21 protein-coding genes are annotated in these 26,172 nt (G+C 58.1%); 8 read left to right on the top strand and 13 right to left on the bottom strand.

Annotation, left to right across the window (positions count from 1 at the left end):
• Positions 1-11: 11 nt before the first annotated feature.
• The 9 genes from rfbA to BMZ66_RS08180 form a co-directional block, all read right to left on the bottom strand.
• Entirely contained in the window at positions 12-890 is an 879-nt protein-coding gene (gene rfbA, locus BMZ66_RS08140; RefSeq protein ID WP_092670933.1) for a glucose-1-phosphate thymidylyltransferase RfbA, read from the bottom strand.
• A 117-nt stretch (positions 891-1,007) separates the two neighbouring features.
• Complete coding sequence (locus BMZ66_RS08145; protein ID WP_092670935.1) at positions 1,008-2,015, bottom strand: SDR family oxidoreductase; 1,008 nt, start codon at positions 2,013-2,015, stop codon at positions 1,008-1,010.
• A gap of 128 nt (positions 2,016-2,143) precedes the next feature.
• Positions 2,144-3,187, bottom strand: coding sequence for a dTDP-glucose 4,6-dehydratase (rfbB, locus tag BMZ66_RS08150; RefSeq protein ID WP_092670937.1), 1,044 nt, complete (start codon positions 3,185-3,187; stop codon positions 2,144-2,146).
• 113 nt (positions 3,188-3,300) lie between these two features.
• The gene (gene galE, locus BMZ66_RS08155) at positions 3,301-4,323 is read right to left on the bottom strand and encodes a UDP-glucose 4-epimerase GalE (RefSeq protein WP_092670939.1); all 1,023 of its coding nucleotides are present in this window, start codon (positions 4,321-4,323) and stop codon (positions 3,301-3,303) included.
• Between the two features lie 100 nt (positions 4,324-4,423).
• Positions 4,424-5,719: a nucleotide sugar dehydrogenase gene (locus tag BMZ66_RS08160; protein WP_092670941.1), complete on the bottom strand. Its 1,296-nt coding sequence runs from the start codon at positions 5,717-5,719 to the stop codon at positions 4,424-4,426.
• A gap of 32 nt (positions 5,720-5,751) precedes the next feature.
• Complete coding sequence (locus BMZ66_RS08165; protein WP_092670943.1) at positions 5,752-6,384, bottom strand: acyltransferase; 633 nt, start codon at positions 6,382-6,384, stop codon at positions 5,752-5,754.
• A 93-nt stretch (positions 6,385-6,477) separates the two neighbouring features.
• A complete protein-coding gene (locus BMZ66_RS08170; RefSeq protein WP_092670945.1) occupies positions 6,478-7,920 on the bottom strand; it encodes an aldehyde dehydrogenase in 1,443 nt (480 codons plus the stop codon).
• 500 nt (positions 7,921-8,420) lie between these two features.
• Positions 8,421-9,146, bottom strand: a complete 726-nt coding sequence (locus BMZ66_RS08175) for a glycosyltransferase family 2 protein (protein ID WP_092670947.1) — start codon at positions 9,144-9,146, stop codon at positions 8,421-8,423.
• 105 nt (positions 9,147-9,251) lie between these two features.
• Positions 9,252-10,046 (bottom strand): SDR family oxidoreductase, encoded by a 795-nt coding sequence (locus BMZ66_RS08180; protein ID WP_092670949.1) that lies wholly within the window; start codon positions 10,044-10,046, stop codon positions 9,252-9,254.
• Positions 10,047-10,182: 136 nt separating this feature from the next.
• Between BMZ66_RS08180 and BMZ66_RS08185 the strand changes: the two genes are divergently transcribed.
• Positions 10,183-11,730, top strand: a complete 1,548-nt coding sequence (locus BMZ66_RS08185) for a DUF2079 domain-containing protein (RefSeq protein WP_092670952.1) — start codon at positions 10,183-10,185, stop codon at positions 11,728-11,730.
• A 175-nt stretch (positions 11,731-11,905) separates the two neighbouring features.
• Here BMZ66_RS08185 and BMZ66_RS08190 read toward each other — a convergent pair whose 3' ends face one another.
• A complete protein-coding gene (locus BMZ66_RS08190; protein WP_177204650.1) occupies positions 11,906-12,889 on the bottom strand; it encodes a hypothetical protein in 984 nt (327 codons plus the stop codon).
• A gap of 32 nt (positions 12,890-12,921) precedes the next feature.
• The gene (locus BMZ66_RS08195) at positions 12,922-13,419 is read right to left on the bottom strand and encodes a hypothetical protein (RefSeq protein ID WP_092670958.1); all 498 of its coding nucleotides are present in this window, start codon (positions 13,417-13,419) and stop codon (positions 12,922-12,924) included.
• 373 nt (positions 13,420-13,792) lie between these two features.
• Here BMZ66_RS08195 and BMZ66_RS08200 point away from each other — a divergent pair, with 373 nt between their 5' ends.
• The 5 genes from BMZ66_RS08200 (at position 13,793) to BMZ66_RS08220 (ending at position 18,830) form a co-directional block, all read left to right on the top strand.
• Positions 13,793-14,323: a 3-hydroxyanthranilate 3,4-dioxygenase gene (locus tag BMZ66_RS08200; RefSeq protein WP_092670961.1), complete on the top strand. Its 531-nt coding sequence runs from the start codon at positions 13,793-13,795 to the stop codon at positions 14,321-14,323.
• Between the two features lie 5 nt (positions 14,324-14,328).
• Positions 14,329-15,615 carry a glycosyltransferase family protein gene (locus BMZ66_RS08205; protein ID WP_092670963.1) on the top strand — a complete coding sequence of 429 codons (1,287 nt, stop codon included), beginning with the start codon at positions 14,329-14,331 and terminating at the stop codon, positions 15,613-15,615.
• 70 nt (positions 15,616-15,685) lie between these two features.
• A complete protein-coding gene (locus tag BMZ66_RS08210; RefSeq protein ID WP_092670966.1) occupies positions 15,686-16,720 on the top strand; it encodes an amidohydrolase family protein in 1,035 nt (344 codons plus the stop codon).
• Between the two features lie 70 nt (positions 16,721-16,790).
• Positions 16,791-18,077, top strand: coding sequence for a kynureninase (gene kynU, locus BMZ66_RS08215; protein WP_092670969.1), 1,287 nt, complete (start codon positions 16,791-16,793; stop codon positions 18,075-18,077).
• A gap of 66 nt (positions 18,078-18,143) precedes the next feature.
• Positions 18,144-18,830, top strand: coding sequence for a hypothetical protein (locus tag BMZ66_RS08220; protein ID WP_092670972.1), 687 nt, complete (start codon positions 18,144-18,146; stop codon positions 18,828-18,830).
• Positions 18,831-18,871: 41 nt separating this feature from the next.
• Here the strand turns inward: BMZ66_RS08220 and BMZ66_RS08225 are convergent, their stop codons facing one another.
• A complete protein-coding gene (locus BMZ66_RS08225) occupies positions 18,872-20,509 on the bottom strand; it encodes a glycosyltransferase family 39 protein (RefSeq protein ID WP_092670975.1) in 1,638 nt (545 codons plus the stop codon).
• A gap of 186 nt (positions 20,510-20,695) precedes the next feature.
• Between BMZ66_RS08225 and BMZ66_RS08230 the strand changes: the two genes are divergently transcribed.
• Positions 20,696-21,307 (top strand): alpha-ketoglutarate-dependent dioxygenase AlkB family protein, encoded by a 612-nt coding sequence (locus BMZ66_RS08230; protein ID WP_092670978.1) that lies wholly within the window; start codon positions 20,696-20,698, stop codon positions 21,305-21,307.
• Positions 21,308-21,478: 171 nt separating this feature from the next.
• Here BMZ66_RS08230 and BMZ66_RS08235 read toward each other — a convergent pair whose 3' ends face one another.
• Positions 21,479-24,196 carry a TonB-dependent receptor gene (locus BMZ66_RS08235; protein ID WP_092670981.1) on the bottom strand — a complete coding sequence of 906 codons (2,718 nt, stop codon included), beginning with the start codon at positions 24,194-24,196 and terminating at the stop codon, positions 21,479-21,481.
• 593 nt (positions 24,197-24,789) lie between these two features.
• Between BMZ66_RS08235 and BMZ66_RS08240 the strand changes: the two genes are divergently transcribed.
• Entirely contained in the window at positions 24,790-26,169 is a 1,380-nt protein-coding gene (locus BMZ66_RS08240) for an FAD-dependent oxidoreductase (RefSeq protein ID WP_092670984.1), read from the top strand.
• Positions 26,170-26,172: the final 3 nt, after the last annotated feature.

The raw sequence follows: 26,172 nt of genomic DNA on the forward strand, positions 1-26,172 counted from the left end.
CCCCGGCCTGACTACTCGGCCATCACCAGCTGCTCGGGCAGGTGCATGAGGTAGTCGCCGTAGCCGCTTTTGCGCAGCGGCGCGGCGATAGCACGGAGCTGGTCGGCATCGATAAATCCTTGGCGGTAAGCAATTTCTTCAATGGCACCAACTTTCAGGCCCTGGCGCTGCTCAATCACACGCACAAATTCGCCGGCCTGCATCAGGCTTTCAAACGTGCCGGTGTCGAGCCAGGCAGTGCCGCGGCCGAGAATGCCGACCTTTAGCGTGCCCCGCTTCAGGTACTCGCGGTTTACGTCTGTGATTTCGTATTCACCCCGTGAGCTAGGCTCTAGGTTGCGGGCGATTTCGATGACGTCGTTGTCATAGAAATACAGGCCGGGCACGGCGTAGTTGCTCTTGGGCTGGGCCGGCTTTTCCTCGATGCTGAGGGCCTTTTTATCACCATCGAACTCCACCACGCCGTAGCGCTCGGGGTCGTGCACGTGGTAGGCAAATACCACACCGCCGGTTGGGTTGCTGTTGGATTTGAGCAATTCTTCCAGGCCCGCGCCGTAGAAAATATTGTCGCCGAGCACTAGGGCCACCTTGTCGTCACCAATAAAATCGGCGCCAATAACGAAGGCTTGAGCTAGGCCGTTGGGCACTTCCTGCACCGCGTACTGGAAATCACAGCCCAGATTCTTGCCGTCGCCGAGCAGCTTCTGGAACTGTGCCTGGTCGTGGGGTGTGGTGATAATCAGCACTTCCCGGATACCTGCCATGAGCAGAATCGACAGCGGATAATAAATCATCGGCTTGTCGTACACCGGCATCAGTTGCTTGGACACAGCAAGGGTGAGCGGGTGCAGGCGGGTGCCGGAGCCGCCGGCGAGAATAATTCCTTTCATGAGTAAACTGTCATGTTGAGCGGAGCGAAACATCTTATCGCGCTTGCACCGCAGGGATTGGTAGTTCTGGCGAAGTCAGCCGTGATAAGATGCTTCCTTCGTCAGCATGACAACGATTTAATCTCGGGCCTGAATGAACTCCTGATTGGCTTTGAACCACTCCAAGGTCTGGCGCAGGCCTTCGCGGATGCGCACTTTGGGGTCGTAGCCGAGCAGGTTGTTGGCCTTGGAAATATCAGCGAGCGAGTCGCGAATATCCCCGGCGCGGTCGGGCCCAAACTTGGGCGCCAGGTCCGAGCCAGCTTCCTCCCGCAGGATGTCGTACATCTCCACCAACGACGTGCGGTCGCCTACAGCAATGTTGTACACCTGGTTTAACGCTGCCGGATTCTGCACCAGCGCGGCGCGAATGTTGGCCTGCACGCAGTTCTCCACGAAGGTAAAGTCGCGGGTCTGGCCGCCGTCGCCGTTGAGCGTAGGCGGCTGGTTTTGCAGAATGGCGTCGATAAACAGCGGAATCACAGCGGCGTAAGCTCCGCCTGGGTCCTGGCGCGGGCCGAAGATGTTGAAGTAGCGCAGGCCAATGATTTCCATGCCGTAGGTGCGGCCGAAGACGTCGGCGTACAGCTCGTTGGCATACTTGGTGACGGCGTAGGGCGAGAGCGGCTTGCCAATACGGTCCTCCACTTTGGGTAAGCCGGGGTGGTCGCCGTAGGTCGAGGAAGAAGCCGCGTACACGAAGCGCTTCACGCCGGCGTCTTTGGCAGCGGTCAGCATTTGCACGAAGCCACCCACGTTCACGTCATTAGTCAACACCGGGTCCTTAATGGAGCGAGGCACGGAGCCCAGCGCCGCTTCGTGCAGCACCACGTCGACACCCGCGCAGGCCGCAGCGCACACCGCCGCGTCGCGGATGTCGCCGTCCATAATTTCCAGTCGGGAATCACCGGCAAACAGTGCCAGGTTTTTGCGGAAGCCGTTGGAATAGTTATCCAAGGTCCGCACCTTCTTCACGCTGTATTTCAGTAGGTACTCCACGATGTTGGAGCCGATGAAGCCCGCGCCGCCTGTAACGAGAAACGTGATGTTATCGAGCGGCTGCTCGTGGAAAGGGGTTTCGTACACTTCGTTGAGTTAAGAGTTAAGAGTTAGGAGTTAGGAGTTAAGAGTTAAAAGTTAGGAGTTAAGAGTTGCTTAAGCATCAACTCTTAACTCCTAACTTTTAACTCTTAACTGAAGCGCTAGCGCCCCGCCTACTGCTTCTGATTGTAGTCCTGGTAAGCGCCGCTGGTCACGCTGTTCAGCCACTCCTCGTTTTCGAGGTACCAATCCACGGTTTGGGCCAGGCCTTGCTCGAAGGTTACGCTCGGCTTCCAGCCCAGTTCGTTCATGATTTTGCTGGAGTCGATGGCGTAGCGCATGTCGTGGCCGGCGCGGTCGGTCACAAAGTTGATGAGCTTGCGCGAAGTGCCCTGCTCCTGGCCGGTTTTCTGGTCTACCACGTCGCAGAGCAGCTCAATCAGCTTCAGGTTCTGCCACTCGTTTACGCCGCCGATGTTGTAGGTATCGCCGTTTTTGCCCTTGTGGAACACCGCATCGATGGCCGTGGCGTGGTCTTTCACAAACAGCCAGTCGCGCACGTTTTCGCCCTTGCCGTATACGGGCACTGGCTGGCCGGTACGCAAGCGGTGAATGGCCAGCGGAATCAGCTTTTCGGGGAAGTGATTTGGGCCGTAATTGTTCGAGCAATTGCTCAGCTTGATGGGCAGGCCGTAGGTGTGGTGCCAGGCGCGCACAAAGTGGTCGGAACTGGCCTTGGAAGCCGAGTACGGCGAGCGGGGGTCGTAAGACGTTTCCTCCGTAAACATCTCCGGGCCAAAATCCAGCGAGCCATAGACCTCGTCGGTGCTCACGTGGTAGAACACGTAGCCGTCGTAGCCACCGGGCTGCCACAGGTGGCGGGCCGCATTGAGCAGGTTCACCGTACCAATGACGTTGGTTTTCACAAACGCCATGGGGTCGGTGATGCTGCGGTCCACGTGCGACTCGGCTGCGAGGTGAATCACCGCGTCGGGCTCCTCGTGGGCAAACAGCTGGTCGACAAACGCCTGGTCAGAAATATCCCCTTTGATAAAGCGATAATTCGGGGCGCTCTCAATGTCGCGCAGGTTTTCCAGGTTGCCGGCGTAAGTCAGCGCGTCGAGGTTGAGAATCTGGTATTCCGGGTACTTCGTTACGAACAAGCGTACGACGTGGGAACCGATGAAGCCGGCGCCGCCGGTGATGAGGATTTTCATAATATTTCTGTCATCATGAGCGCAACGAAGGACCTTATCACGTCTGCGCCTCTAGGGTTAGTAAGCCTGACGAAAGCAGCCGTGATAAGATGCTTCCTTCGTGAGCATGACAATTACTTTTTCAGGGTCTGCTGCCACTTCCACGCGCTGGCCAGGGAATCGGCCAGCGAAGTTTCGGTTTTAAAACCGAGCACCTGCTCCGCTTTCGTGGCGTCGGCGTAGATGGCGGGCACGTCGCCGGGACGGCGCGGGCCGATTACGTAGTTCAGCTTCTGCCCGCTGGCTTTCTCAAAAGTCTGCACAACATCAAGTACCGTATTGCCATTGCCCGTGCCTACGTTAAACGTCTCCACGGTTTCGTCGGCCTTGTGGTCTAGCAGGCGCTGCACGGCCACAATGTGGGCCTTGGCGAGGTCTACCACGTGGATGTAATCCCGAATGTTGGTGCCATCGGGCGTGTCATAGTCGTTGCCAAAAATGGTCAGCTTCTCGCGGATGCCGGCCGCCGTTTGGGTGATGAACGGAACAAGGTTGTTGGGCACGCCCAAGGGCAATTCGCCAATCTTGGCCGAATCGTGGGCGCCAATGGGATTGAAGTAACGCAGCAAGATGGTGCGCAGCTTGTTGTCCGGTGCGCCCGACACGTCGTGGATGATTTCTTCGCACATCTGCTTGGTGCGCCCGTAGGGCGAGGAGGCTGGCTTGGTCGGCGTGGCCTCCGTCACGGGCAGGGCATCGGGAATGCCATACACGGTGCAGGAAGACGAAAACACCAGGTTTTCAACGCCAAACTCAGGCATTACAGCCAGAAGCGTGAGCAGAGAACCTACGTTGTTCTGGAAGTAAGCCAGAGGCTTTTGCACCGATTCGCCTACGGCCTTAAAAGCGGCAAAGTGAATGACGCCCGCAATGTTCGGCTCGGCCTCAAACACGCCCCGTAGCGCGGCTTCATCGGCGCAATCGACGCGATAAGTAGGCACGGCAACGCCCAAAATGGATTCGATACCCGCCAGCACCGACTCTTCCGAGTTGCTGAAGTTGTCAACAATGACCGGCTGATAACCGGCTTGGTACAGTTCTACCACGGCGTGCGAGCCAATGTAGCCGGCGCCGCCTGTAACGAGAATTTTTTTCATTTCTTTTGGCTATTAGCTGATTGTTATTGGCTAATAGCTTGCCGTCTGACTCCGCGAACGAAGCTAACGGCTATTAGCTACTAGCCAATAACTTAAAATACTACAAGCTCCAATACTGCAGCTCCTTCATCTTGCCGCGGTACAGGCCCTTGATATCTACCAGTACGGCGTTTTCGGAAGTGATGGACTGAAAATATGCTTCGTCCTTGGCAGCGTAAGGCAAGTGGCTCACGGCGACGATAACGGCGTCGTAATCGGTGCGCACGTCGTCGTTGGGCGTGAGGCGGAAACCGTATTCATGGTGCAGCTCATCGGAGTCGGCGTGGGGGTCGATGATGTCGACGTTTACCGAGAAGTTCTTCAGTTCCTGAATTACATCGGCCACTTTGGAATTGCGAATGTCTTCCACGTTTTCCTTAAAGGTGGCGCCCATCACGAGCACGCGGCTACGGGCCACGTCCTTGCCTTTCTTAATCATCATCTGCACCGTCTTACGGGCGATGTAGGCACCCATGTTATCGTTGGTGGTGCGGCCGCTCAGGATAACCTTGGCGTCGTAGCCCAGCTCTTTGGCCTTGTAGGTCAGGTAATAAGGGTCGACGCCGATGCAGTGGCCGCCTACCAGGCCGGGCGAGAACTTCAGGAAGTTCCACTTGGTGCCGGCGGCTTCCAGTACTTCGTAGGTGTTGATGCTCATGCGGTCGAAAATCATCGACAGCTCGTTCATCAACGCGATGTTGACGTCGCGCTGCGTGTTTTCGATGATTTTGGCGGCTTCGGCCACTCGAATGCTGCTGGCGCGGTGCACGCCGGCATCGACCACCAGTTCGTACACTTTGGCTACGGTTTCGAGGGCTTCCTCGTCGTTGCCCGACACCACTTTCACGATGCGGCGCAGGGTGTGCTCCTTATCGCCGGGGTTGATGCGCTCGGGCGAGTAACCCACTTTGAAATCGTTCGGAAACTTCAGGCCCGACAGCTTTTCCATTACCGGAATGCAGTCTTCCTCGGTACAGCCAGGGTACACCGTGCTTTCAAATACCACGTAATCGCCCTTTTTCAGGACCTTGCCTACCGACGACGACGCGCCGAGGAGCGGCTTGAGGTCGGGCTGGGCGTGCTCGTCAATGGGCGTGGGCACGGCCACAATGTAGAACTGGGCCTGACGCAACACCTCCAGCGAGTCGGTGAAGGTGATGTCGCAGCCCTCAAAATCCTTTTTCTCCAATTCGCCGCTGGGGTCAATGCCCTGCTTCATCTGGGCCACGCGGCCGGCGTTGATATCGAAACCAATGACCTTGAGTTGCTTCGCGAATTCGAGGGCGATGGGCAAGCCCACGTAGCCGAGGCCGATGACGGCCAGGGTGGCCTCTTTGCGCAATAGTTTGTCGTACACTTGAGTAATTGTCAGTTGCTAATTCTTAATTATTAGTTGCTGATTTTCGGCAACTTAGTAGTAACCCGCGCTACTGGCTGAATCGATTTACCATCAGAACTCAGCTCGTACATTTCCCCACTTTCGGGGCAGGTGGCGCGGCGGTTGGTATTGAAGGTTAGGCGGTGGCCGTAGGCACTCATCCAGCCCTGCGGCCGGGCGGGCGTGCCGTAGACGAGGGCATAAGCGGGCACGTCGTGCGTAACTACGCTGCCCGCTCCCACAAAAGCATAGCGCCCCAGGCGCACCCCGCACACAATGGTAGCATTAGCCCCAATGGTTACGCCCTGTTCCAGGTAGGTGGTCTGGTACTGTTCGGCGCCCTTGCGCGGCACGGCGCTGCGCGGGTTTTTTACATTGGTGAATACCACCGAAGGTCCCAGGAATACATCGTCTTCGCAGATAACGCCGCCGTAGAGGCTCACGTTGTTCTGCACTTTCACGTTACGGCCCAAAGTCACGCCGTCGGCCACGAACACATTCTGCCCCAGATTGCACTGCTCCCCTAAGTCGGCGCCGGCGCAAATGTGGCAAAAGTGCCAAATGCGGCTGCCTGAACCTATCTGGCAGCCCTCGTCGAGGACGGCCGTGGGATGGGCATAGTAATCAGAGGCAGAGTGGGGCATGCAAGCAGGCGGGTGGTTCAGCCTGCAAAGGTAAGGGGCAGGGCGGGGTTAGAATTACCATTCGCTTAATTAAGTAACCTAACCCGCCGATGCTTAGAACTTCACGCACACGTTCTGCGCCTCGGTAAAGAAGCGCAACGCCTCCAACCCGCCTTCTCGCCCCACCCCAGAGTTTTTCATGCCGCCAAAGGGCGTGCGCAGGTCGCGGTGCAACCAAGTGTTCACCCACACAATGCCGCTGTGCAGGGATTGGGCCACGCGGTGGGCCCGATTGAGGTTTGCGGTCCAGACGGTGGCCGACAGGCCGTAGTCGGTGGAATTGGCCCAGGCAACGGCTTCCGCCTCGGTATCAAAAGGTGTGAGCGTGACTACGGGGCCGAAAATTTCCTCCTGGTTGGTGCGGCAGTCGTGCGGCAGGTTTTCGAACACGGTGGGCTCCAGGAAGTACCCGTCGGCGCAACGTCCGGGCACGGTAGCACGCTGGCCGCCCGCCAATAACACGCCGCCCTCCTCATGCGCCAGCTTGATGTAATCCAACACCTTATTCAGGTGTGCTTCGCTCACGAGCGCCCCTTGCTTGGTTGTCGCGTCCAATGGGTCGCCAATCTTCTGGGTCTCGAGTTGCTTTAGAAACTCAGCTTTGAAATCCTCATAAATCGGCCGCTCGATAAAGATACGGGAGCCGCACAAGCAAATCTGTCCCTGGTTGGCAAAGCTGCTGCGGATGCTGGTGGCCACGGCCGCAGCCAATTCGCAGTCGGCAAACACAAGGTTGGGGTTTTTGCCCCCTAGCTCCAGACTGAGCTTTTTAAACATGGGCGCAGCCGTGCGGGCCAAGTGACGCCCCGTAGCCGTGCCGCCCGTGAAGCTAATGGCCTTGATGCCCGGGTGTTCTACTATGGCCTGCCCACAGCCTGGGCCCGTGCCATGGACGATGTTGAGCACACCCGGCGGCAAGCCTGCTTCTATGCACAACTCACCCAGCAGAAAAGCCGTAGCCGGCGTGATTTCCGATGGTTTGGCCACCACGCAGCAGCCCACCGCCAGGGCTGGCGCAATTTTCCAGGTAAACAGGTACAGCGGCAGGTTCCAGGGCGAAATGCACCCAACTACGCCGATGGGATGGCGCACCGTGTAGTTGAGAGCCACACCCTCCTGCATGTGGGCCTCGCTGGCAAAATGCTCGGCCGCCGTGCCGAAAAAATGAAAATTGGAGGCCGCCCGCGGGATGTCCATCACTCGCGCCAAGCTCAGGGGCTTGCCATTGTCTTGGCTTTCGGCGTGGGCGAGGCGCTCGATGTTAGCGTCAATTAGGGCAGCAATGCGCACCAACAAGCGGCCACGTTCCTCAGCCGAGCGGGCCCGCCAAGCCGGCAGGGCTGCTTCGGCGGCTGCCACGGCGGCAGCTACATCTGACGCTCCAGAATCCGGGATTTCGCCGTAGACCTGGCCGGTGGCGGGCTCGATGTTATCGAGGTAGTGGCCGGATTGGGGCGGCATCAGTTGGCCGTTGATGTAATTCTGAATGCGGAGCATGGGCAGGAGGCGGGTGAGGAAGTCAAAAATAGGCCCTGATTGAAAAGGGTTCTTTTTTGCGTTTTGCCTTGATGGGCGCAGAGTAGTAGCCAGATGAGTAGATAAACTGAGGCCTACCTATGGGTAAAGCATCAAATCGCTTCATGCTTTTCCTATGTGATGTCCTTAAGTGAGGTATAGTCATGACCTCCTTATATCATTAAATCACACAGTGCTACATCACAACCCAATGAAAAACCAGTAGCCGTCTGCGACAAAAGACACTAATATTTACGCGCTTATCACTACTCTTTAAGAAAAGCTTACGCCTTCTGAATGTTATCAGAACCAACCAACAAGGGGTTACTATGTAGCTGCACGCATCCCAAGCCCGCCGATGCTCAGCCCGACAACGTGTTTAATCTTTTTGTGCCGAATGAGAGAGGTTTGCCCTATTATCTCAGCGCCATCAAGGCCGAAGCCTTGACGCTCAAGTCAGCGTGGTAACGCCCTAAACTTACTTAGGCGCCTAGCAAGCCGTACTTGATGATGCAGTAGATGGCCCGAAAGCCATCGCGCCAGCCAATCTTTTTGCCCTCGGCGTAGGTGCGGCCGTAGTAGCTGATGCCCACTTCGTACACGCGCACGTCCTTTACCCGGGCCACCTTAGCGGTCACTTCGGGTTCGAAACCGAAACGCTTCTCCTCCAGCTTCAAGCCCTGAAGGATGTCGCGCCGAAACAGCTTGTAGCAGGTTTCCATGTCGGTCAGGTTCAGGTCCGTCACCATGTTCGAGAGGAAGGTGAGGACGTTGTTGCCGATGCTGTGCCAGAAGAACAGGATGCGGTGCGGGTTGCCGCCCATGAAACGTGAGCCGAAAACGACATCGGCGAAGCCCTTCATCACTGGTTTAATCAGCAGGTTGTACTCCTCGGGGTCGTACTCCAGGTCGGCGTCTTGAATGATGACGTAGTCGCCGGTAGCCACGCGGATGCCGGTGTGCAAGGCTGCGCCTTTGCCCTGGTTGACGGTGTGCTCAAGCAGGCGCAGGCCCATTTCGGGGTGGCGCGCTGCGTACGCCCGAATGGTATCGCTGGAGCCATCGGTAGAGCAGTCATCGACCAGAATAATCTCTTTGCCGATGTCATGCACCAGCTCCAGCTCGCGCAACAAATCCAAGATTTGATGGATGGTGCGGGCCTCGTTATAAACCGGGATAACAATGGATAGCGTATCGAATTTTACCACAAGTGAAAAGCTGGGCGCTGCTATGAAGTAATAAAGGTAGTTTTTGGAGGGTGTAAGCGCGTGCCGTGGCCCAGGGAGGTTTCACGATTTGCCACTAAGCCAGCTTTAAAGTGCCCCTGTGCGGCCGCCGTCGACAGGCACGCTGGTACCGTTGATGTAGCCCGCCGCTGGCGAGGCCAGAAACGCAACGGCGGCGGCCACTTCTTCGGCCAAACCAAAGCGCCGGGCCGGAATCAGCTTCAACATCTCTGCTTCGATGGCTTCGGCCGACTGGCCGGTTTGGCTGGTTTTCTTCTCAATGAGCGAGGTGTGGCGCTGGGTGAGGGTGGCGCCCGGCAACACATTGTTTACCGTGATGCCGAACGGACCCAACTCATTGGCCAATGTTTTGGCCCAGCTGGCCACGGCCCCGCGAATGCTGTTGCTCACGCCCAGGCCGGGCAGGGGCACTTTCACAGAAGTGCTCACAATGTTGATGATGCGCCCAAAGCCAGCCGCCTGCATGCCTGGCACCACGGCCTGTGCCAGTAAGTGATTGGCAATAAGGTGCTGCTCGAAAGCGGCCCGGAAATCGGTGGGCGTAGCTGAAAGCAGGGGGCCGCCGGGAGGGCCGCCCGTGTTGTTGACCAGGATGTGGAAGTCAGTGCCCGCACTGCTGAGGTATTCGCGCACGGTCGCCGCCAGGGTTTCGGGGTCGCTAAAGTCGGCCACGATGAAGTCGTGAGCCTGGTCTTGTGGGGTTGGCAGAGACGCGGCTGCTTCCCGAAGCCGTACGGCGTCGCGTGCCAGAAGCGTGACCGTGGCACCCTGGGACGCCAATGCTTCCGCCACAGCCAGGCCAATGCCTTGAGTGGAGCCGCCCACTAGAGCGCGGCGTGAGGAAAGGGGCAAGCTTGTCATGAAGGAAAGCTAAAAAGAAGTGGCAAAGTAAGATTCATGCTTTGTTTTGTGCCTTTATAGCACTTGGCTTTCCCCCTTGTAGTGCACAAGGCAGGTTGGGGCGAGGTGTATTGCATTCGTTTTATTCTATTGACCAATGGCCTTATTGCAAGCAAAACTACCTAACCGACGCGTGGCTTTTGTGCTGGCTCTATTCGGCGTGGCCTATGGGTTGTTATCGCTGGTCAACCATTACCTGTTTCGCACCTATACCTACGACCTGGGCATCTACAATCAGGCCTTGTGGGACTATGCTCATTTGCGCCTCAATGCCAACTCAGTGATACGCTACAATAACTTGTTTAGCGACCATTTAACCTTGGTACAACTGTTTTGGGGGCCCTTGTATTGGTTGTTTGGCTCTTACACGCTGATGCTGGTCCAAATTGGGCTGATGCTGTTGGGTGGCTTCGGGGCCTACCGGCTGCACGTGCTACGCACCCAAGGCGCGCAGCCGGGAGCCGCCTTAGCCTTGCTCGTACTGTTTCTCAGCACCTGGGGCATCTATTCGGCCCTGGCTTTTGATTACCACGACAACGTAGTGGCGGCAATGCTGTTGCCGTGGCTGTTATACTACCTGGAAGCTGACCGGCGCGGCCGCGCCACGGTGGTAGCGCTACTGATGACCATGAGCAAAGAGAACATGGCCCTGTGGGTGGTGTTCATTGGCTTAGGCTTGGCGGCGCTGCATTGGCGCGAGCCGGCCCGGCGGCGCTGGGCGCTGCTGGTTGCGGGCGGAGCTGGCCTGTACTTCGTTCTCGTTGTGAAGGTTATTATTCCGGCCCTAGGGTCCGGTCACCCTTATCTCTACCAAGGGCAATATGCGGTGCTGGGCACCACGCCGGGCGAAATGCTGCACACGGTTTTCACCCGCCCCTTATACTTATTAAAAGTACTTTTTACCAACCACCTTGACACGCCTGGTGGCGACTACGTGAAGACAGAGTTGCACAAAATGGTGCTGCTCTCGGGTGGCCTGGCGCTACTGCGCCGTCCCGGCTACCTGCTCATGCTCGCCCCCATCTATGGACAGAAGCTACTGTCGTCAAGTATCCAGCATTGGGGAATCAACTATCAGTATTCCATTGAATTTGTACCCGTGATTCATGCGGCGCTAAGTGCGTGGTTAGTGAAAAGCAAGCCGCAGCAGGCCACAATACTGGCGGCCGGAGCAGCAGCTATAGCCATAATAGCTACGGTAGATTCAATGCAAGAGCGGCTATCTCCTTACTACGACGAGGCAGCCACCAATATCTTCAGCGGCCGTCACTACCACGTCGACTTTGATGCCGCAGCCGTGCATCGTGGCCTTGCCACTATCCCGGCGACGGCGCGGGTAAGTGCCACTTCAGCGGTAGTGCCCCATTTGGCGGCGCGAGCCTTTATTTATCCATATCCCTACGTAGCCGATGCTGACTACATTGTTGCGTTGCAGCATGCTTCAATTTATCCGGTCTCGGAAGCGGAGCTTGATGCGCAACTAGCAGACTACCAAGCCAACGGCCTTTGGGAAGTTGCGCTGGAGCAGGGGCCGCTTCGCATCTTGCGGCGCGTGCAGCCACTTCCGGAACCGACCAAGCGCTTTTTTAGATACCGTGCCGATGGCAAGGAAGCGCAAGCGGACCCGGTGTCGGCAGTAGATTAGGATTAGGATTCGCAATTAACCCTTCCTTACCCTTGATAACCAGCCCTCTCAGCATCCAGGCCGGCCACTAGAGCAGGGAGGGAGAAAAGGGGCAGGTTCATAAGGCCGTAAACCTTTGACATAAATAGGTTGAGGCGCTACTTTGTAGCTCGGGCCAACCGGACATAACCTTCTATCACCTGCTCTTGGTAGCCATAAGGCTGCAGCATTTGGCGAAGCAGAACGTGCACTGGTTTGTTTCGGTAGGCGGAACTAACGATAAAAGCGACAGGCTTATAAGTTTGCAGAAAATGCTGTATCTGCTGCTCCGATGGGCGGGGAGCACTGTATCGGGTTTCACCTGCACACTAAGCAGCGCGCGCAGCACTGGTTCGGCGTCGAGCGACGCAAAAAGTGTAGGGCTCACACGGGACAAATAACCAGTAGGGAGCTTTTTTTCATGAACCGTCTGATAGAACATCTGCTCGGTTTCCATGTGCCCCACTTGACGGTAGCCATCTAAGATGCCCAAGGGAATGGGCACTACCGTTGTCCCCGGCAGGTCGGCCACCATCCTAAACGCCCTCGGAATAGCAGATTTCGATGCGAACTGGTAAGGCTGCGGCCAGTACTTCAGCAGTATTACCGCAGCTAAGAAACAGGTGAACAGAACCTGAGTGATGGGTTTCAGCCTGCTCTTCCACCAAGCTTCCAGAGCACTGAAGGAAACAATCGGCAACAACAGGCCCACCATCATAATCCAGCGGGTGGGACAACGGATGTTATTAAAAAAGGGAATGAAGGGGATGGCCGCAGTGGGCATGTTTAGCATTTCGTGGCCCAAAATGCGAAAAGTAGGCACCGTGAATATTAAGAACACAACCAGGACCCAGGCCAAAGGCAGCCCCTCCGGGTCATTGAAACGTTGCGATGTGGGCCGAGCCCTCCGTACGCGCAAGGCCCACAGTCCTACTGCTAAGAGTGGCAGGGCAAAGCCCATAAACAAGGTGTTTTCAAGGGAGCCGGGCATATTAAATATGCGGCCGTTGTTATAAAGCGACGCGGCCCATTCTCCGTGCAAAAAGCGGCTGGTGGGCGGCGGCATGATGTAAACCACTAAGTCTCCAGCCCACCAGAGACTGTATTCTTCTAGACCCGAGAGCCGTAGCAATCGCGCCATTATGTGGCTTATAATTAAAATGCCAGCCACATCTAGGTTCGGCCGGCGCGCCACCGCATTTGGCCGAGGCGAAGCCAATACCATGAAGCGTATGCTAGTGAAAAATACAGCATCCCGAACAGAACATAATAGTCGTTCAGCACTGTGAAAAGGCCTAGCACGAAACAACCTGCTACGGCATACCAGCTTCGAACCCGGGGCAGGAACTGTCCTTCCGGAAATTCAAAAGCCCGCATAAAGACCAGTATATAAACCGGAATGGTGGCGGTGAATTGGAGGTTAAAATGCTGGGTAAGACGCTGTAGCTTGAAGGGAGAATAGGCAAACACAAAGCCCGCCAACAGGCATAGCCACGGGCTTTGTATCCAGCGGCGGGCCAGCCAATAGCCCCGGCACCCGATAAGCCAGCGCTTAGCAATAGCGCCGTATTCACGGATAATACGGCATTGTTTAGCGTTAAATTCAACAGCCCGAGCACTGGTATGTAGCCATGCATTACCAATCCTGTGCCCTGCGGATAGAAGACCCAATCGGTCAGGTAGGGATTTTGTCCCGCCAACAATACCTTGCGAAAATGCCAGGCATCCCAAACATATTGACTAGAATCGCCACCTGGTACAGCTAGAAAAGACGAGGTGAAATTATTAGTCAGTGGCCACGTGAAAATGACAAATAACCCCGCGTAGAAGATAAATAAAAGCGTTAGAAGTTGCCACTTCTTCATATTCTAATGCTTTAAAAGAATAACCCGTTGGAAAAGCCACATGGTGCCGAAAGAAACAAAAATAGTGCGTTGATACTCCAGCCCCTAGGAAATGAACCGGGTAAGTGGCTGGGTCAGGCTAATCTCAGAACACAATAGTCCCGGCAGTAGCTTAGCATTTGCAACCAACCCTTCCGCCCATGATAACCCGCCCTTTCAATATCCAAGCTTGGATTGACGAACACCGCCATTTGCTGAAGCCCCCGGTGGGCAACCAGCAGGTGTTCAAAGACAATAAGGATTTCATCGTGATGGTGGTTGGCGGCCCTAATGCCCGCAAGGACTACCACGTCGACGCAGGCGAAGAGCTATTCTGGCAGATAGAGGGCACCATGACCGTCAAAATCATTGAAGACGGCCAGCCGGTGGACATCACCATCGGTCCCGGCGAGATGTTTTTGCTGCCCCCCAACGTGCCGCATTCGCCACGCCGCCCGGCTGGCACCGTGGGCTTGGTGCTGGAGCGCTACCGCGAGGTCGGCGAGGTCGATGGCTTCCAGTGGTACTGCGAAAACTGCGGTAACAAGCTCTACGAAGATTTTGCCGAAATCACGGACATCGTGGCCCAACTGCCGCCCATCATGAACGCCTTTTGGCAGGACGACGACAAGCGTACCTGCAAGCAGTGCGGCACCTACATGGAGGCGCCGGCGCCTCCCATAGCTAGCTAGGGCTTATGCGTTCAATATACGTATGGCTGTTCACGGCAGCTTTGGCCGTGCTGGCCTTGTTTCAGGACCGGCCCTGGAAAGGACTGGAAGTATTTGACTGGGACGCGGGCGGATATTATGTCTACCTGCCCTCGGCCTTTATTTACGGCGACCTTGCTCGTGCCGACTCGCTCCAGCGACTGGCCGAAGCCCAGGTACCGGGCCAGCGGCGGATGCTGGGCCTGCGCGAAGCTACTCCGGGCAAATTCATTTCTAAGTACCCGCTGGGCGTGGCCCTCGGCGAGCTGCCGTGGTTTTTAGGCGCCCACGCCTACGCCAAGTTGCACGGCGACCCGGCTAACGGATTTTCGCGGCCCTATCAGCAAATCATCATGGTAGCAGGGCTAGTATATGGCCTGTTTGGGCTGTGGCTGGTGCGCAAGCTGCTGTTGCGGTACTTCGACGATGGCACCACCGCCTGGACCATTGCCGGGGTAGGGCTTGGAACCAATTTCTTTGCCTACGTCTCCTACGAGGCGGCCATATCCCACGCGGCGCTGTTTATGTGGCAGGCGGCCCTGCTCTACTGCACGGTGCGGTGGCACGAAACCTTTCGGACCAAGTGGGCTGCGGGCATTGGTCTGTTTCTGGGGCTGGCCGTGCTCTGCCGACCCACTGAGGCACTCTACGTCGTGGTGCCGCTGGCCTGGGGCATTACCTCCTGGGCGGCCATGCGGCAGCGCGTTCCGCTGCTGCTAAACCACGCCGGGCAATTGCTGCTTGCCGCGGCCATTGGTGGGGCGGTGCTGAGCTTGCAGCTGCTGTTTTGGCGCACCACCACCGGGCAGTGGGTGCTGTACAGCTACGGCGATGAGCGGTTTGATTTTTTGCGGCCCCACCTCATCGACGGCCTGTTTAGCTTCCGCAAGGGGTGGCTACTCTATACGCCCCTGGTTGGGCTGATGCTGCTGGGGCTGCTGGCAGCCCGACGCTACGTGCCAGCGGCAGTTACTCCCATTCTGGTGCTTCTGCCCCTGGTTGTCTACGTTACCTTCAGCTGGGGCCAATGGGCCTACGGTGGCGGCTTCAGCGCCCGGCCCCTAGTGAGTTTGTACCCGCTGCTGGCCTTGCCCCTGGCCGCCCTTTTGCTGCGTGCCCGGCAGCGCCCCGGTCTGCCGCTGGTGCAGGTGGCGGTAGCATTCTGTATTTGCCTGAACCTGTGGCAAACCTGGCAGTATGCAGCTGGTATTTTGCTTTATGACAACAACACGGCCGAGCTCTACTGGCGAAATTTTTTCCATACTTCGCTCTAGCATATTTCGTTGTTAATTCATCTAAAAGCGTAACGGTAACCATAACCCCGCACCCCACGCATCCTACCCCGTGCTTTCCATCGACATCCACACCCACATTTTGCCCGAGCGCTGGCCCGACTTAGCTGACCGCTACGGCTACGGGGGCTTCATTCGGCTGGAGCACCACAAGCCCTGCTGCGCCCGCATGATGCAGGATGACAAGTTCTTCCGGGAGGTGCAGGACAATTGTTGGGACCCTGCCGTGCGGCTGCGCGAGTACGACCAGTTTGGTGTGCAGGTGCAGGTGCTGAGCACCGTGCCAGTGATGTTCAGCTACTGGGCCAAGCCAGCCGACTGCCTCGACCTGAGCCAGCTGCTCAACGACCACATAGCGGGCGTGGTGCAGCGCTACCCTACCCGCTATGTGGGCCTGGGCACCCTGCCCATGCAGGCGCCGGCCCTGGCCATCAAAGAGCTGGAGCGCTGCATGAAAATTGGGCTGGCGGGCGTGCAAATCGGTTCGCACGTCAACGACTGGAACCTCGACCAGCCCGAGCTATTTGAGGTATTTGCGGCGGCGGCCGAGCTGGGCGCCTGCGTGTTTGTGCACCCCTGGGACATGATGGCCCAACAGAAAATGCCCAAGTACTGGCTGCCCTGGCTGGTGGGCATGCCCGCCGAAAGCACTCTGGCTTTGTGCTCGCTGATATTCGGCGGCGTGCTGGAGCGCCTACCTAAGCTGCGCGTGGCCGTGGCGCACGGCGGGGGCTCGTTTGCCAGCACCATTGGGCGCATCGAGCACGGCTGGCACGTACGGCCTGACCTCTGCGCTATCGATAACCCGCACAATCCGCGCACTTATCTCGGCAAGTTTTGGGTTGATTCGCTGGTGCACGACCCGCTGATGCTCGACTACCTGGTAAAAACTCTGGGCGCCGATAAAATCACGCTGGGCACCGACTACCCGTTTCCACTGGGCGAGCTGGAGCCGGGCCAACTCATCAAGTCCATGCCATTTTCTGACGACCTCAAGGCCCAAATGCTGGGCCAGAACGCGCTCGACTGGCTGGGCCTGACTAAGGAGCAATTTGCCGGCGTCCCTTCGCTGCTAGCAGACCGTTAGCCGCAGCTGGCCCGAATCTTTCGGGCAAATTGGGCCTGCGCGCGCTGCCTACCGCCGATATTTGCGCCTCATGAACGACGTCATTCCCACCCTTTCCGCGGCCCAGCTCGACGCAGCCGACCCGCTGGCTGCTTTCCGCCAGGAGTTTCACATTCCGCCGGGGCCCGACGGCCAGCCGTGTGCTTACCTCTGCGGCAACTCGCTGGGCCTGCAGCCCAAAGCCGCCCGCGCGGCCGTAGAGCAGGAGTTCGACGCTTGGGAGCGGCTGGGTGTTGAAGGCCATTTTCACGGCACTTCACCTTGGATGCACTACCACGAGACGCTCGCCGCAGGCTCGGCAGCCCTGGTGGGCGCCCGGCCTATAGAAGTAGTTGTGATGAACAACCTGACCGTGAACCTGCACTTGCTGCTGGTGTCGTTTTACCGCCCCACGGCCACACGCTACAAGATTTTGATGGAGGGCGGCGCGTTTCCTTCGGACCAGTACGCCATCGAAAGCCAGGCCCGCCTGCACGGCCTCGACCCCGCCGAGGTGATTGTGGAGCTGGTGCCGCGGCCCGGCGAGCACACCCTGCGCACCGAAGACATTGAGGCCACCATTAAGGAACTGGGGGATTCGCTGGCCACCGTCCTCATCGGCGGCGTGAACTACTACACGGGGCAGGCGTTCGACATGGTCGCCATCACGCGGGCGGGCCACGCGGTGGGTGCCTTGGTTGGGTTCGACCTAGCCCACGCGGCCGGCAACCTCGAAATGCACCTGCACGACTGGGACGTGGACTTTGCCTGCTGGTGCTCCTATAAGTACCTCAACTCCGGGCCTGGCGGCGCCTCGGGCGTATTTGTGCACGAGCGGTTTGCCCACCGCCCCGACCTAGTGCGGTTGGCCGGCTGGTGGGGGCACGACCCATCCGACCGGTTTCAGATGAAGAAAGGCTTCCGGCCCATGGCCGGGGCGGCCGGCTGGCAGCTTTCGAATGCCCAGATTTTTCCCATGGCCATTCACCGCGCCAGCCTCGACCTGGTGGAGCGGGCCGGTGGCATGGCCGCCCTACGTCGCAAGAGCGAACAGCTGACGGCTTACCTCGAAGCCCGCATTCACGAGCTGGGCCTGCCCACTTCGCAGCTGGAAATCATCACCCCTACTGACCCCGCCCAGCGCGGCTGCCAGCTCTCCATCCTCGTGCACCAGCGGGGGCGCGAGCTATTCGACTACCTGGCCAGCCAAGGCATCATTGCCGACTGGCGGGAGCCGAACGTCATCCGCCTGGCACCCGTACCCCTTTATAATTCGTTTGAGGACGTAAGGCGGGTGACCGAGGCGATACGAGAATTTACGGCGACTAGTGCGCACTGAACACCTCCTCGCTGAGGCCCACTCCCCCGAATGCTCCCCAATAACTGCTAACCGTTAACCAAATCCATGGAAGATTACGCCGCCAAGATGCTGCTCAAGACCGACGCGGCCCTGCGCGAATACGTGACCGGCCATGTCCAGTACCGCGAGGCGGCCGTGCTTGCGGCCCTCGACGAGCTGCGCCGCCGCGGGCAGCCCGCACCCGAAGAAGCGGCCCTGCGCCCCGGCCTGGAAGAAGCCGCCGCCGCCCAGTTGGCCCTTGAGAAAGCCGCCGCTGCCGAGCGCGAGCAAGCAACTCTCGAAGCCGACCCGGTGGCCGCCGAAGCCACGGGCCCGGCGCTCTACTCGCCCATCACCATTGTGCTGTTTTCCATACCGTTCACGTTCATTGCCGGGGGCATTTTGTTGGGCCTGAACCTGTGGCGGCTTGACCGCAAGCGTGCACTGCTCGGGCTGGTGTTGTTTCTACTAGCCTACATCGTTTTGGGAGCCGTGGCCCTGAACTGGGCCCTGCCGCGCTACGGCATGAGTCAGTGGTATGGTCCGCTGTTTAACTTGCCTGCTATTCTGATATATGTGCTGTGGTTCTGGCCCCGGAACGTGGGCTCCCTCAACTACCGCAGTCGGAGCTGGCTGCCGCCGCTGCTGGTGTGCTTCGCGCTGGTGTTTGGCATCCAGAAGCTGAGCAACTACCTCATACAGAAGCAACCCCGGGAAGTGCGCGAGCAAATGGAGAAGATGATGCCTAAGTAGCGCCCGGCCCGCGTCCATTTGCCGGGCATGGATGGCCAAGCTTACTCTTTGTAGCGCACGGACAGCACTTCCGCCCCAAAGGCTTTTACCACGTGTACTTCTTTGCCCAAGCTGTCGGGGTAAGGGGTCGGCTGTGTGCGGTAGCCTCCTAAAAAGTACTGCCCTTTTCCGCTGCCGCCTATCCGAAAACGGGCCCGGACGGCGGGCTTCATAATGGTGAGGTTGTTGTGAATGAGGCCGTTTATCTGGCCTGTCACGTTGAGTTGCGGGGAGGTGTCGTGCTGCGCAATCCATTCCAGACCCTCACGGTAAGAAAGGCCCCAATAGTCGCGCTCGAAAAGCTGGGCAACGGCGGGCCCCGGCAAAAACGAGAAATACACCTGCTGCTGCGGATGTGCCTGCACCATACCTCTCACCGTAAACACCATTTCGCCAGCGGCTAGCACCGCTGCTCCCACTGCTAGCGGCCGCCCCCACCGGTACAGGTGGCGGGCCTGCCAAAGCCCTTGAGCGCCCCGCACCGCCAGCAGCAGCAAGGCCGGGTACACGAAATAAAGGTGCCGCCACCCATCGTAAAGCACTGAATGAAACCCGATTACCATGAAAATCGGAACAAAAAACCACGCGTGAAACAGCAAATCGAGCCGGTTTTCGAAATGGCGCAGGTACGCCCAAGGGCGTCGGATGGCAGCGAACAGAACGCTCGCCGCTCCTAGCACGAAAGCGAAGGAGTAAGCCAACGGGGTGGTGATAAAAATCCAGACCGGCACGTAATGCCACGGCAATTGCTTCACGGGGATGACATTTCCCCAATACAGTGCGTAGCCCTTCCAAACGGCATACTGGCTCAGGTGCAGAAAGGCTGCCGAAAAATTTTGCACCGGCGCTTCCCACAAATAGGGCCACCCAGCTACAGTGGCTACGGCCGTCACTACCAGATAGACTGTTACGACCTGGGCTAGCTTCCAGCGCAGCGGCCGCCCGCCTGTGCCAAAGCCCGCTTCCAAGACTAACATTCCGATGGTTAGCGCAACCAGCAATACGCCCAGCACCCGAATGTCGATGGCCGCCGCGGTGGCCAGGCCGTGCACGGCCGCCCGGCCCACTGAAGGCCGGCGCAGCAGCCGCACCAAAGTGTAAATGCCCAAGGTGAAAACCGCCACAAAGACCAGGTCTTTCCCATTATAAAAGGACTCTGCAAAAAACCGGGGCGAAAGCAGCAACAGCGTGCTCACCGCCAAGCCTATGCTGGTTTTCTGAAAGCGAACCCGACCGATTTTAAACAGTGCCCACGTGCCTACGCAACACACCAGAAACACGGCCAAATGCCGCATCAAGTAGTAAATGCGGGTATCGTCGATGCCTGATATCTGGTTTAGCAGCACCAAGGGCAGCTCGAAAAGCACGCCGTGGTCGTTATCTCCGAAGCCGTGGATATCGGGAGTTATGGCATAGCCCGGACGGGTGCTGCTCCAGCCGGGCGCCACCAAGCCCATGATGTACTTGGCGCTCACCTGGCCATTGATGCGGTCGACGGGCTCGTCCCACGACAGCCCATAATCCCTGTAAAGGCATAGGCCCAACAACAACAAGGCAGCAAAGTAGCAGCGTACATAAAACGCCCCCGACCTGGCGGCCACAAAAGCCCGCAGGGCGTCCAGCAAACGGTAGAATTGCATAATCAGACCAACAGCATGCGCCGGCTTTACTTGCCTTGTGGCAGCGTAAAAGTACTCGGCGCACCTGCTCGCCACCCACAGTAGCCGGGCTCAGCCGTTTTCAAGTGGGCGCCTCAGGCAAGACAAGCCGCTCCATTTGCTGTTAATGATGTGCTGGGGTTGTCCCGAATACCCGTACTTCCTGCCATGGCCCTTACCTCGCTGCCCCTCCCCCACGCCAACTTACTCTTCGACCCGACTTTCTTACCAACGCCCGTGGCCGACACCCTGTTGGAACAGCTTATGACCGAAGTAGCTTGGGAGCAGCGTAACATCCGAATCTTCGGGCAGGAAATGCCGCAGCCGCGTCTCACTGCCTGGTACGGCGACCCGGCAGCCCGCTACACCTACTCGGGCCTGACCTGGGACCCGCTGCCGTGGACGCCGGCCTTACTCGCCCTGCGCCACCGCGTGGAGGCGGCCACTCAAACGCCCTTCAATAGCGTGTTGCTGAATCACTACCGCGACGGCCGCGACAGTATGGGCTGGCACGCCGACGATGAGCCGGAACTGGGCCCCGCGCCGGCTATTGCCTCCCTTAGCCTGGGCGCGACGCGCCGCTTCCGCCTGCGGCCCCACCCCACTCACTTCCGGACCCAACCCGCGCCCGCGCCCTTGGGCCTGGACCTGCCCCACGGCAGCTTGCTGCTTATGCGGGCCCCCACTCAGCAGCACTGGCAGCACGCCCTACCCAAAACCGCTCGCCCCATCGGCCCCCGCCTGAACCTGACCTTTCGCTGGGTAGGGCCTCAGACTTAGGCCTACCCCCATCACTGCCCGGGCCGGCAAATAAAAACCCCAGCCTAGTGCAGGCTGGGGTTGTATCTACTACTAAATAAACACCTATCAATAAATTAGCTAACGATAAATCACTTACATCGAAGTTGATTCTAAAATTGCTGGCCGATTAAGCTTCAACTCGGCTGTGGTTTACTTAATGTCGAACAGGAGCCCGAAGTAGCCAATGCGGCCAATGCTGGGCGCTCCGTATACCTGCAGGTTTTGTGCGTTCAGCAGGTTGGTGCCGCCCACTTGCAGGGTGGTGTGCAGGCTCTTGAAAGTATAGCCAACCTGCGCGTCCATGGTCTGGGCCACGGGCACGGTGCCAGTGGCGAAGGTCGACTCATACAGGAAGGCGTCGGCCCAACGGTAATTCACGTTGTAGCTCAGCTTGCGCTCCAGGGTCTGGCCGTCGATGCCGAGGTTGAACTTGTGGCGGGGCGTGTTGAAGAACGACTGGGTACCCTCTTTGAAATTCTTAGTGATAAGGTCGTTGAAGCTATAGTTGCTGTTCAGGGTGAAGGCAGGGGAGAAGGCATAGGTTGCCGTGATGCCGGCGCCGTGGCTTTGCACGCGCTGGTTTACGTTGGCCGCAATCTGAATGACGCGCACGCTGCTGCCGGGGGCGTTGGTGGTAGTCAACTCGGCCGGCGCCGGACGCGTACCGTCGAGGCGGCCCACGAAGTTCTGGGTAGCGATGAAGTTATTGTAGGCGCTGTAGAAGTAGTCCACGTCGATGTAGAGCTTCTTGACCAGCTGCGCGCGGTAGCCGACTTCGTAGCTGTTCACTTCCTCCAACCGCAGCTTGTTGGCCTGGTAGAGGTTGTTGGCATCGGCCGGGGAGGCCCCTTTCAGCACGGCGAGCGAATAGCCCTGGAAACCACCGCGCACGTTGCCCAGCAGAATGGCCCGGCCTACGTCGAGGCGGATGTACTGGTCGTTTTGCGTGGGAGCCCGGAAAGCGCGGCTAAAGCTGGCGCGGAAGTTATGCTGCTTATCAGCACCGGCCGAGTACACGGCCGAGAAGCGGGGCGAAAACGCGTTGCCAAAGTTCTGGAAGCGGTCGACGCGGCCGGCGGCAGCCAGCTTCAGGTGGTCGTCGAGCAAGGTTTTGCTGGCTTGAGCATAAGCGCCGTATTCGTAGTTGATGATGCGGTCACCGTCCTTTTTGTCTTCAAACAAGCTGCCGTCGGAACCCAGCAGAAACTGGCGGTAGGCCGCACCCATAGTTACATCGGCAAAGCTATTCTTGTAGGTGTACTGGCCACTGCCTTCGTTCAGCACCGAGCGGATGACGAGGCGGGCGCCCTTGCCCTGCGTCTCGTCGTGGATAATTTGATTGCGCGCAGCCTCAAACTCAGGCGTGCCAGGCTGTACTTGGGGACTCAGGCGGTTAGCTTCGGTGCGGGCGTACAGAGCTGCAGCGTCGGCGTTATTGCCGTTTCTGGCAAATTCCTCGTTGTAGTTCCGGGCGTATACTTGGAAGTAGTTGTTGGCGAAAGGCAACTGAGCTGGCTGGCCGGGTTGTCCCGCGTAGGTATTCGGCACAACGCGTGTTTGCAAGAACGCGCCGAGGAAGCCCAGGTTGTAGGAACCATCGCTCTGAGGGTTCCGGTTGCCGGAGAAGTCGCGTGTGGTGAAGGCACGCAAAAACCAGTTTCCGCCTTCCAACTGCACGCGGCCCTGGTGGGCACCACCATTTAGGAAGCGGTAGCGGCTAGCGCTTTGGTAAGTGGTGTTAGCGCCTGTGAACTTGTAGTCGACGGTGGCTTTAAGGCGGTTGGTCAGCAGCACGGCCAAGCTGGGGGCCACCTTATAAGAGCTGGTCCGGTCATCGCCGGCGATTAGCTGGGCTTCGGAGTAGCCGGGCAAGAATACTGTTTTGCCTGCCAGAGCTCTGCCATCGGCAGCGTAGGTGTTGCCTACGTCACCGTAACGGTTCACAGCATCGTAGCCCAGGTTAGAACCAACAGCATTGTTACTTGGCTCAATCAGCAACGACGTTGCCGCTTCGTTATTAGGAATGAAATCCTTGGCCCGAACGACGCCGCCCGAGATTTTGAACGCCACTCGCTCGCCGAACTTCACGGCGTAGCGCAGCTGGCCATCCAGCAGGTCGCGGGTGCCGCCGCGCAGGCGCACGGTCAGGCCCTGGTCGCGGAAGGGGTCACGGGAGTTGGTAAGCAACACGCCGTTGAAGGCGTTGGCACCGTAAAGGGCCGAGGCCGGGCCGTGCACAATTTCCACGCTGGCCACGTCGAGCACCGGCGTGCCCAGCAGGTTGCCAAAGTTGCTGCTGAGGCTAGGAATCTGGGTGTCCATGTAATCAGCCAGCTGAATCACCCGTTCCGAGCGCGAAGAGTTAAACCCGCGCGTACTGAAGCTGGTGGTGAGCATGCTGGAGCTGCTGATGTCGATGCCCTTGAACCGAGCCAAGCCGGCCACCAGGTCGGGCGTCGTGATTTGCTCTACCTGACGTTGGTTGAGCTTTTCTACCGTTACCGGCACCTGGCCGATGTTTTCCTCTACACGAGAGGCCGCTACTACTACCTGGTCGAGCATGGCGCTGGGCCGCAGGGTAACAATCAGGGCATTATCGGGCTCGCTCAGCGACAGCTCCTGGCTTTCGAAGCCAATAAAAGACACGGACAAAACTAGTGCTCCCTTGGAAAAATCCGATTTTACCTGAAACTGTCCCTCTTCATTGGTACTGCCACCGCTGTAGGTTCCTTTAACAAAAACAGTGGCACCCGGCAGGGGCGTACCCGCTTCGGTTTGCACCGTTCCGCTGATGGTTTGCGAAATTTGAGCCCAAGCTCCGAAAGGAAGCAACAAGCATAAAATAAAAAGAAAGTAATGGTGACGCATATATTGGAAATAAAAATCAGGCTACAAACCTACCATATAATTTTCACAGTTCAAGTATAAACTATTAGTCAACAAAGCGAGTAAATTGTTTAATCATATTATTATCAGTTGATTAGTATCTAATATCTGGATGACCCAAAAGCTGGGGGTCGCCCTCCTCTCCTACCATGAAGCCGCCTACATGCAACACGGTGGCCAAGGGCTGCAATTGAATGATTACGGGAATGGCCCGACGCCAGAAAGCCGTACTCGAATTTTGTTGGGTAGATGACTCAAAGGGAAGTACCACAAATAATGCGCACCGGCCGGCCGCACGGCGCCGCCAACGCATGTATCCTACCCGCTTGTGCCGAAATCGAAAGTGTGTCATAGCGAAAAGCAGTTTTGTTATAATCGAATCAAAGGTCAGGTAACGGGCTGCTTAATTATATGAATTCCGATAAATCGAGGTGAGTGCTCGGCAAACATCAATCCGCGCCCGACGAATCAAACTGGGAATGACATTCCAAGAATTGGAACCCCTGACTGGCTAGAATTTCATCGTTTGGGCGTTTAGTGCGTAGTAGCTTCGCTGCTTCACTTTTGCTTAGCTCATGACTGCTGTTCCTGCCTCGTCCTTGCCCGCTGCCGAACCCCTCACCGTCATGGGCGCTGGCCTGGTGGGGTCCTTACTTTCGCTGTATCTGGCCCAACGCGGACATCCGGTGCAGGTGTATGAGCGCCGGGCCGACCCGCGCCGGGCGGGGTTTCAGGAAGGTCGCTCCATCAACCTGGCGCTGTCGGACCGGGGCTGGCGGGCGCTGGAAGGCGTGGGCGTGGCCGATGACATCCGCCAAGTAGGCATTCCGATGACCGGCCGGGTGATGCACGACGCGCAGGGCAACCTCACGCACCAACCCTACGGACAAGCCGGCCAGGCCATTTACTCCGTCAACCGCGGCCACCTCAACCGTCGCCTGCTCGACCTGGCCGATGCTCACCCCAACGTGCAGCTCAGCTTTGGCCAGCAGTGCCTGCACATTGACCTGAAAAAGCAGCACCTGCACTTGCTAGATGCCGCCACCCAGCAGGAGCACACCGAGCCCTACAGCCGCCTGTTCGGCACCGATGGCGCTTTCTCGGCGGTGCGCGGCGCTCTGCAGAAAACCGACCGCTACGACTACTCGCAGGATTACCTGGAGTACGGCTACAAGGAGCTCACCATTGCGGCCGGCCCCGACGGTGCCTGGCGAATGGAGAAAAATGCCCTGCACATCTGGCCCCGTGGGCAATACCTGATGATTGCGCTGCCCAACTTGGACGGCTCCTTCAATTGCACGCTGTTCTTCCCTTACGAAGGCACCGAGAGCTTCGCGGCCCTGCAAACCCCGGCGGACGTCAGTGCTTTCTTCGGCCGGGTGTTTCCCGACGCCGTGCCGCTGATGCCGGCGCTCACGCAGGAGTTTTTCGAGCACCCCACGGGCTCGTTGGTTACGATTCGCTGCTTCCCCTGGAAGTACAACGACGACGTGCTGCTGCTCGGCGATGCCTCGCACGCCATTGTGCCGTTCTACGGGCAGGGCATGAATGCGGGCTTTGAAGACTGCAGCGTGCTGAATGAACTGCTTGACCAACACGGCGATGCGAACTGGGCCACCATTTTCAATGAATTCCAAACCCAGCGCAAGCCCAATGCCGACGCCATGGCCGACCTGGCCCTGTACAACTTCGCCGAAATGCGCGACCGGGTGGCCGACCCACGCTTCCTGCTGCAAAAGAAAATTGAAGCCAGAATAGCCAGCCAGTACCCCGGCCGTTGGACGCCGCTGTACTCGCAAGTCACGTTTTCGCACACGCCCTACGCCGATGCCTGGGCTGCCGGCCAGCGGCAGGATGCCATCATGGCCCGCCTCATGGCCTACATTCAAACCGAAGACGATTTCGACCAGCCCGCCGTGCAGGAACTGGTGGAACAGGAAATGGCCGAGCGGTAAGAC

Origin of the sequence: Hymenobacter arizonensis, from assembly GCF_900115775.1 — a bacterium.
Lineage (GTDB): Bacteria > Bacteroidota > Bacteroidia > Cytophagales > Hymenobacteraceae > Hymenobacter > Hymenobacter arizonensis.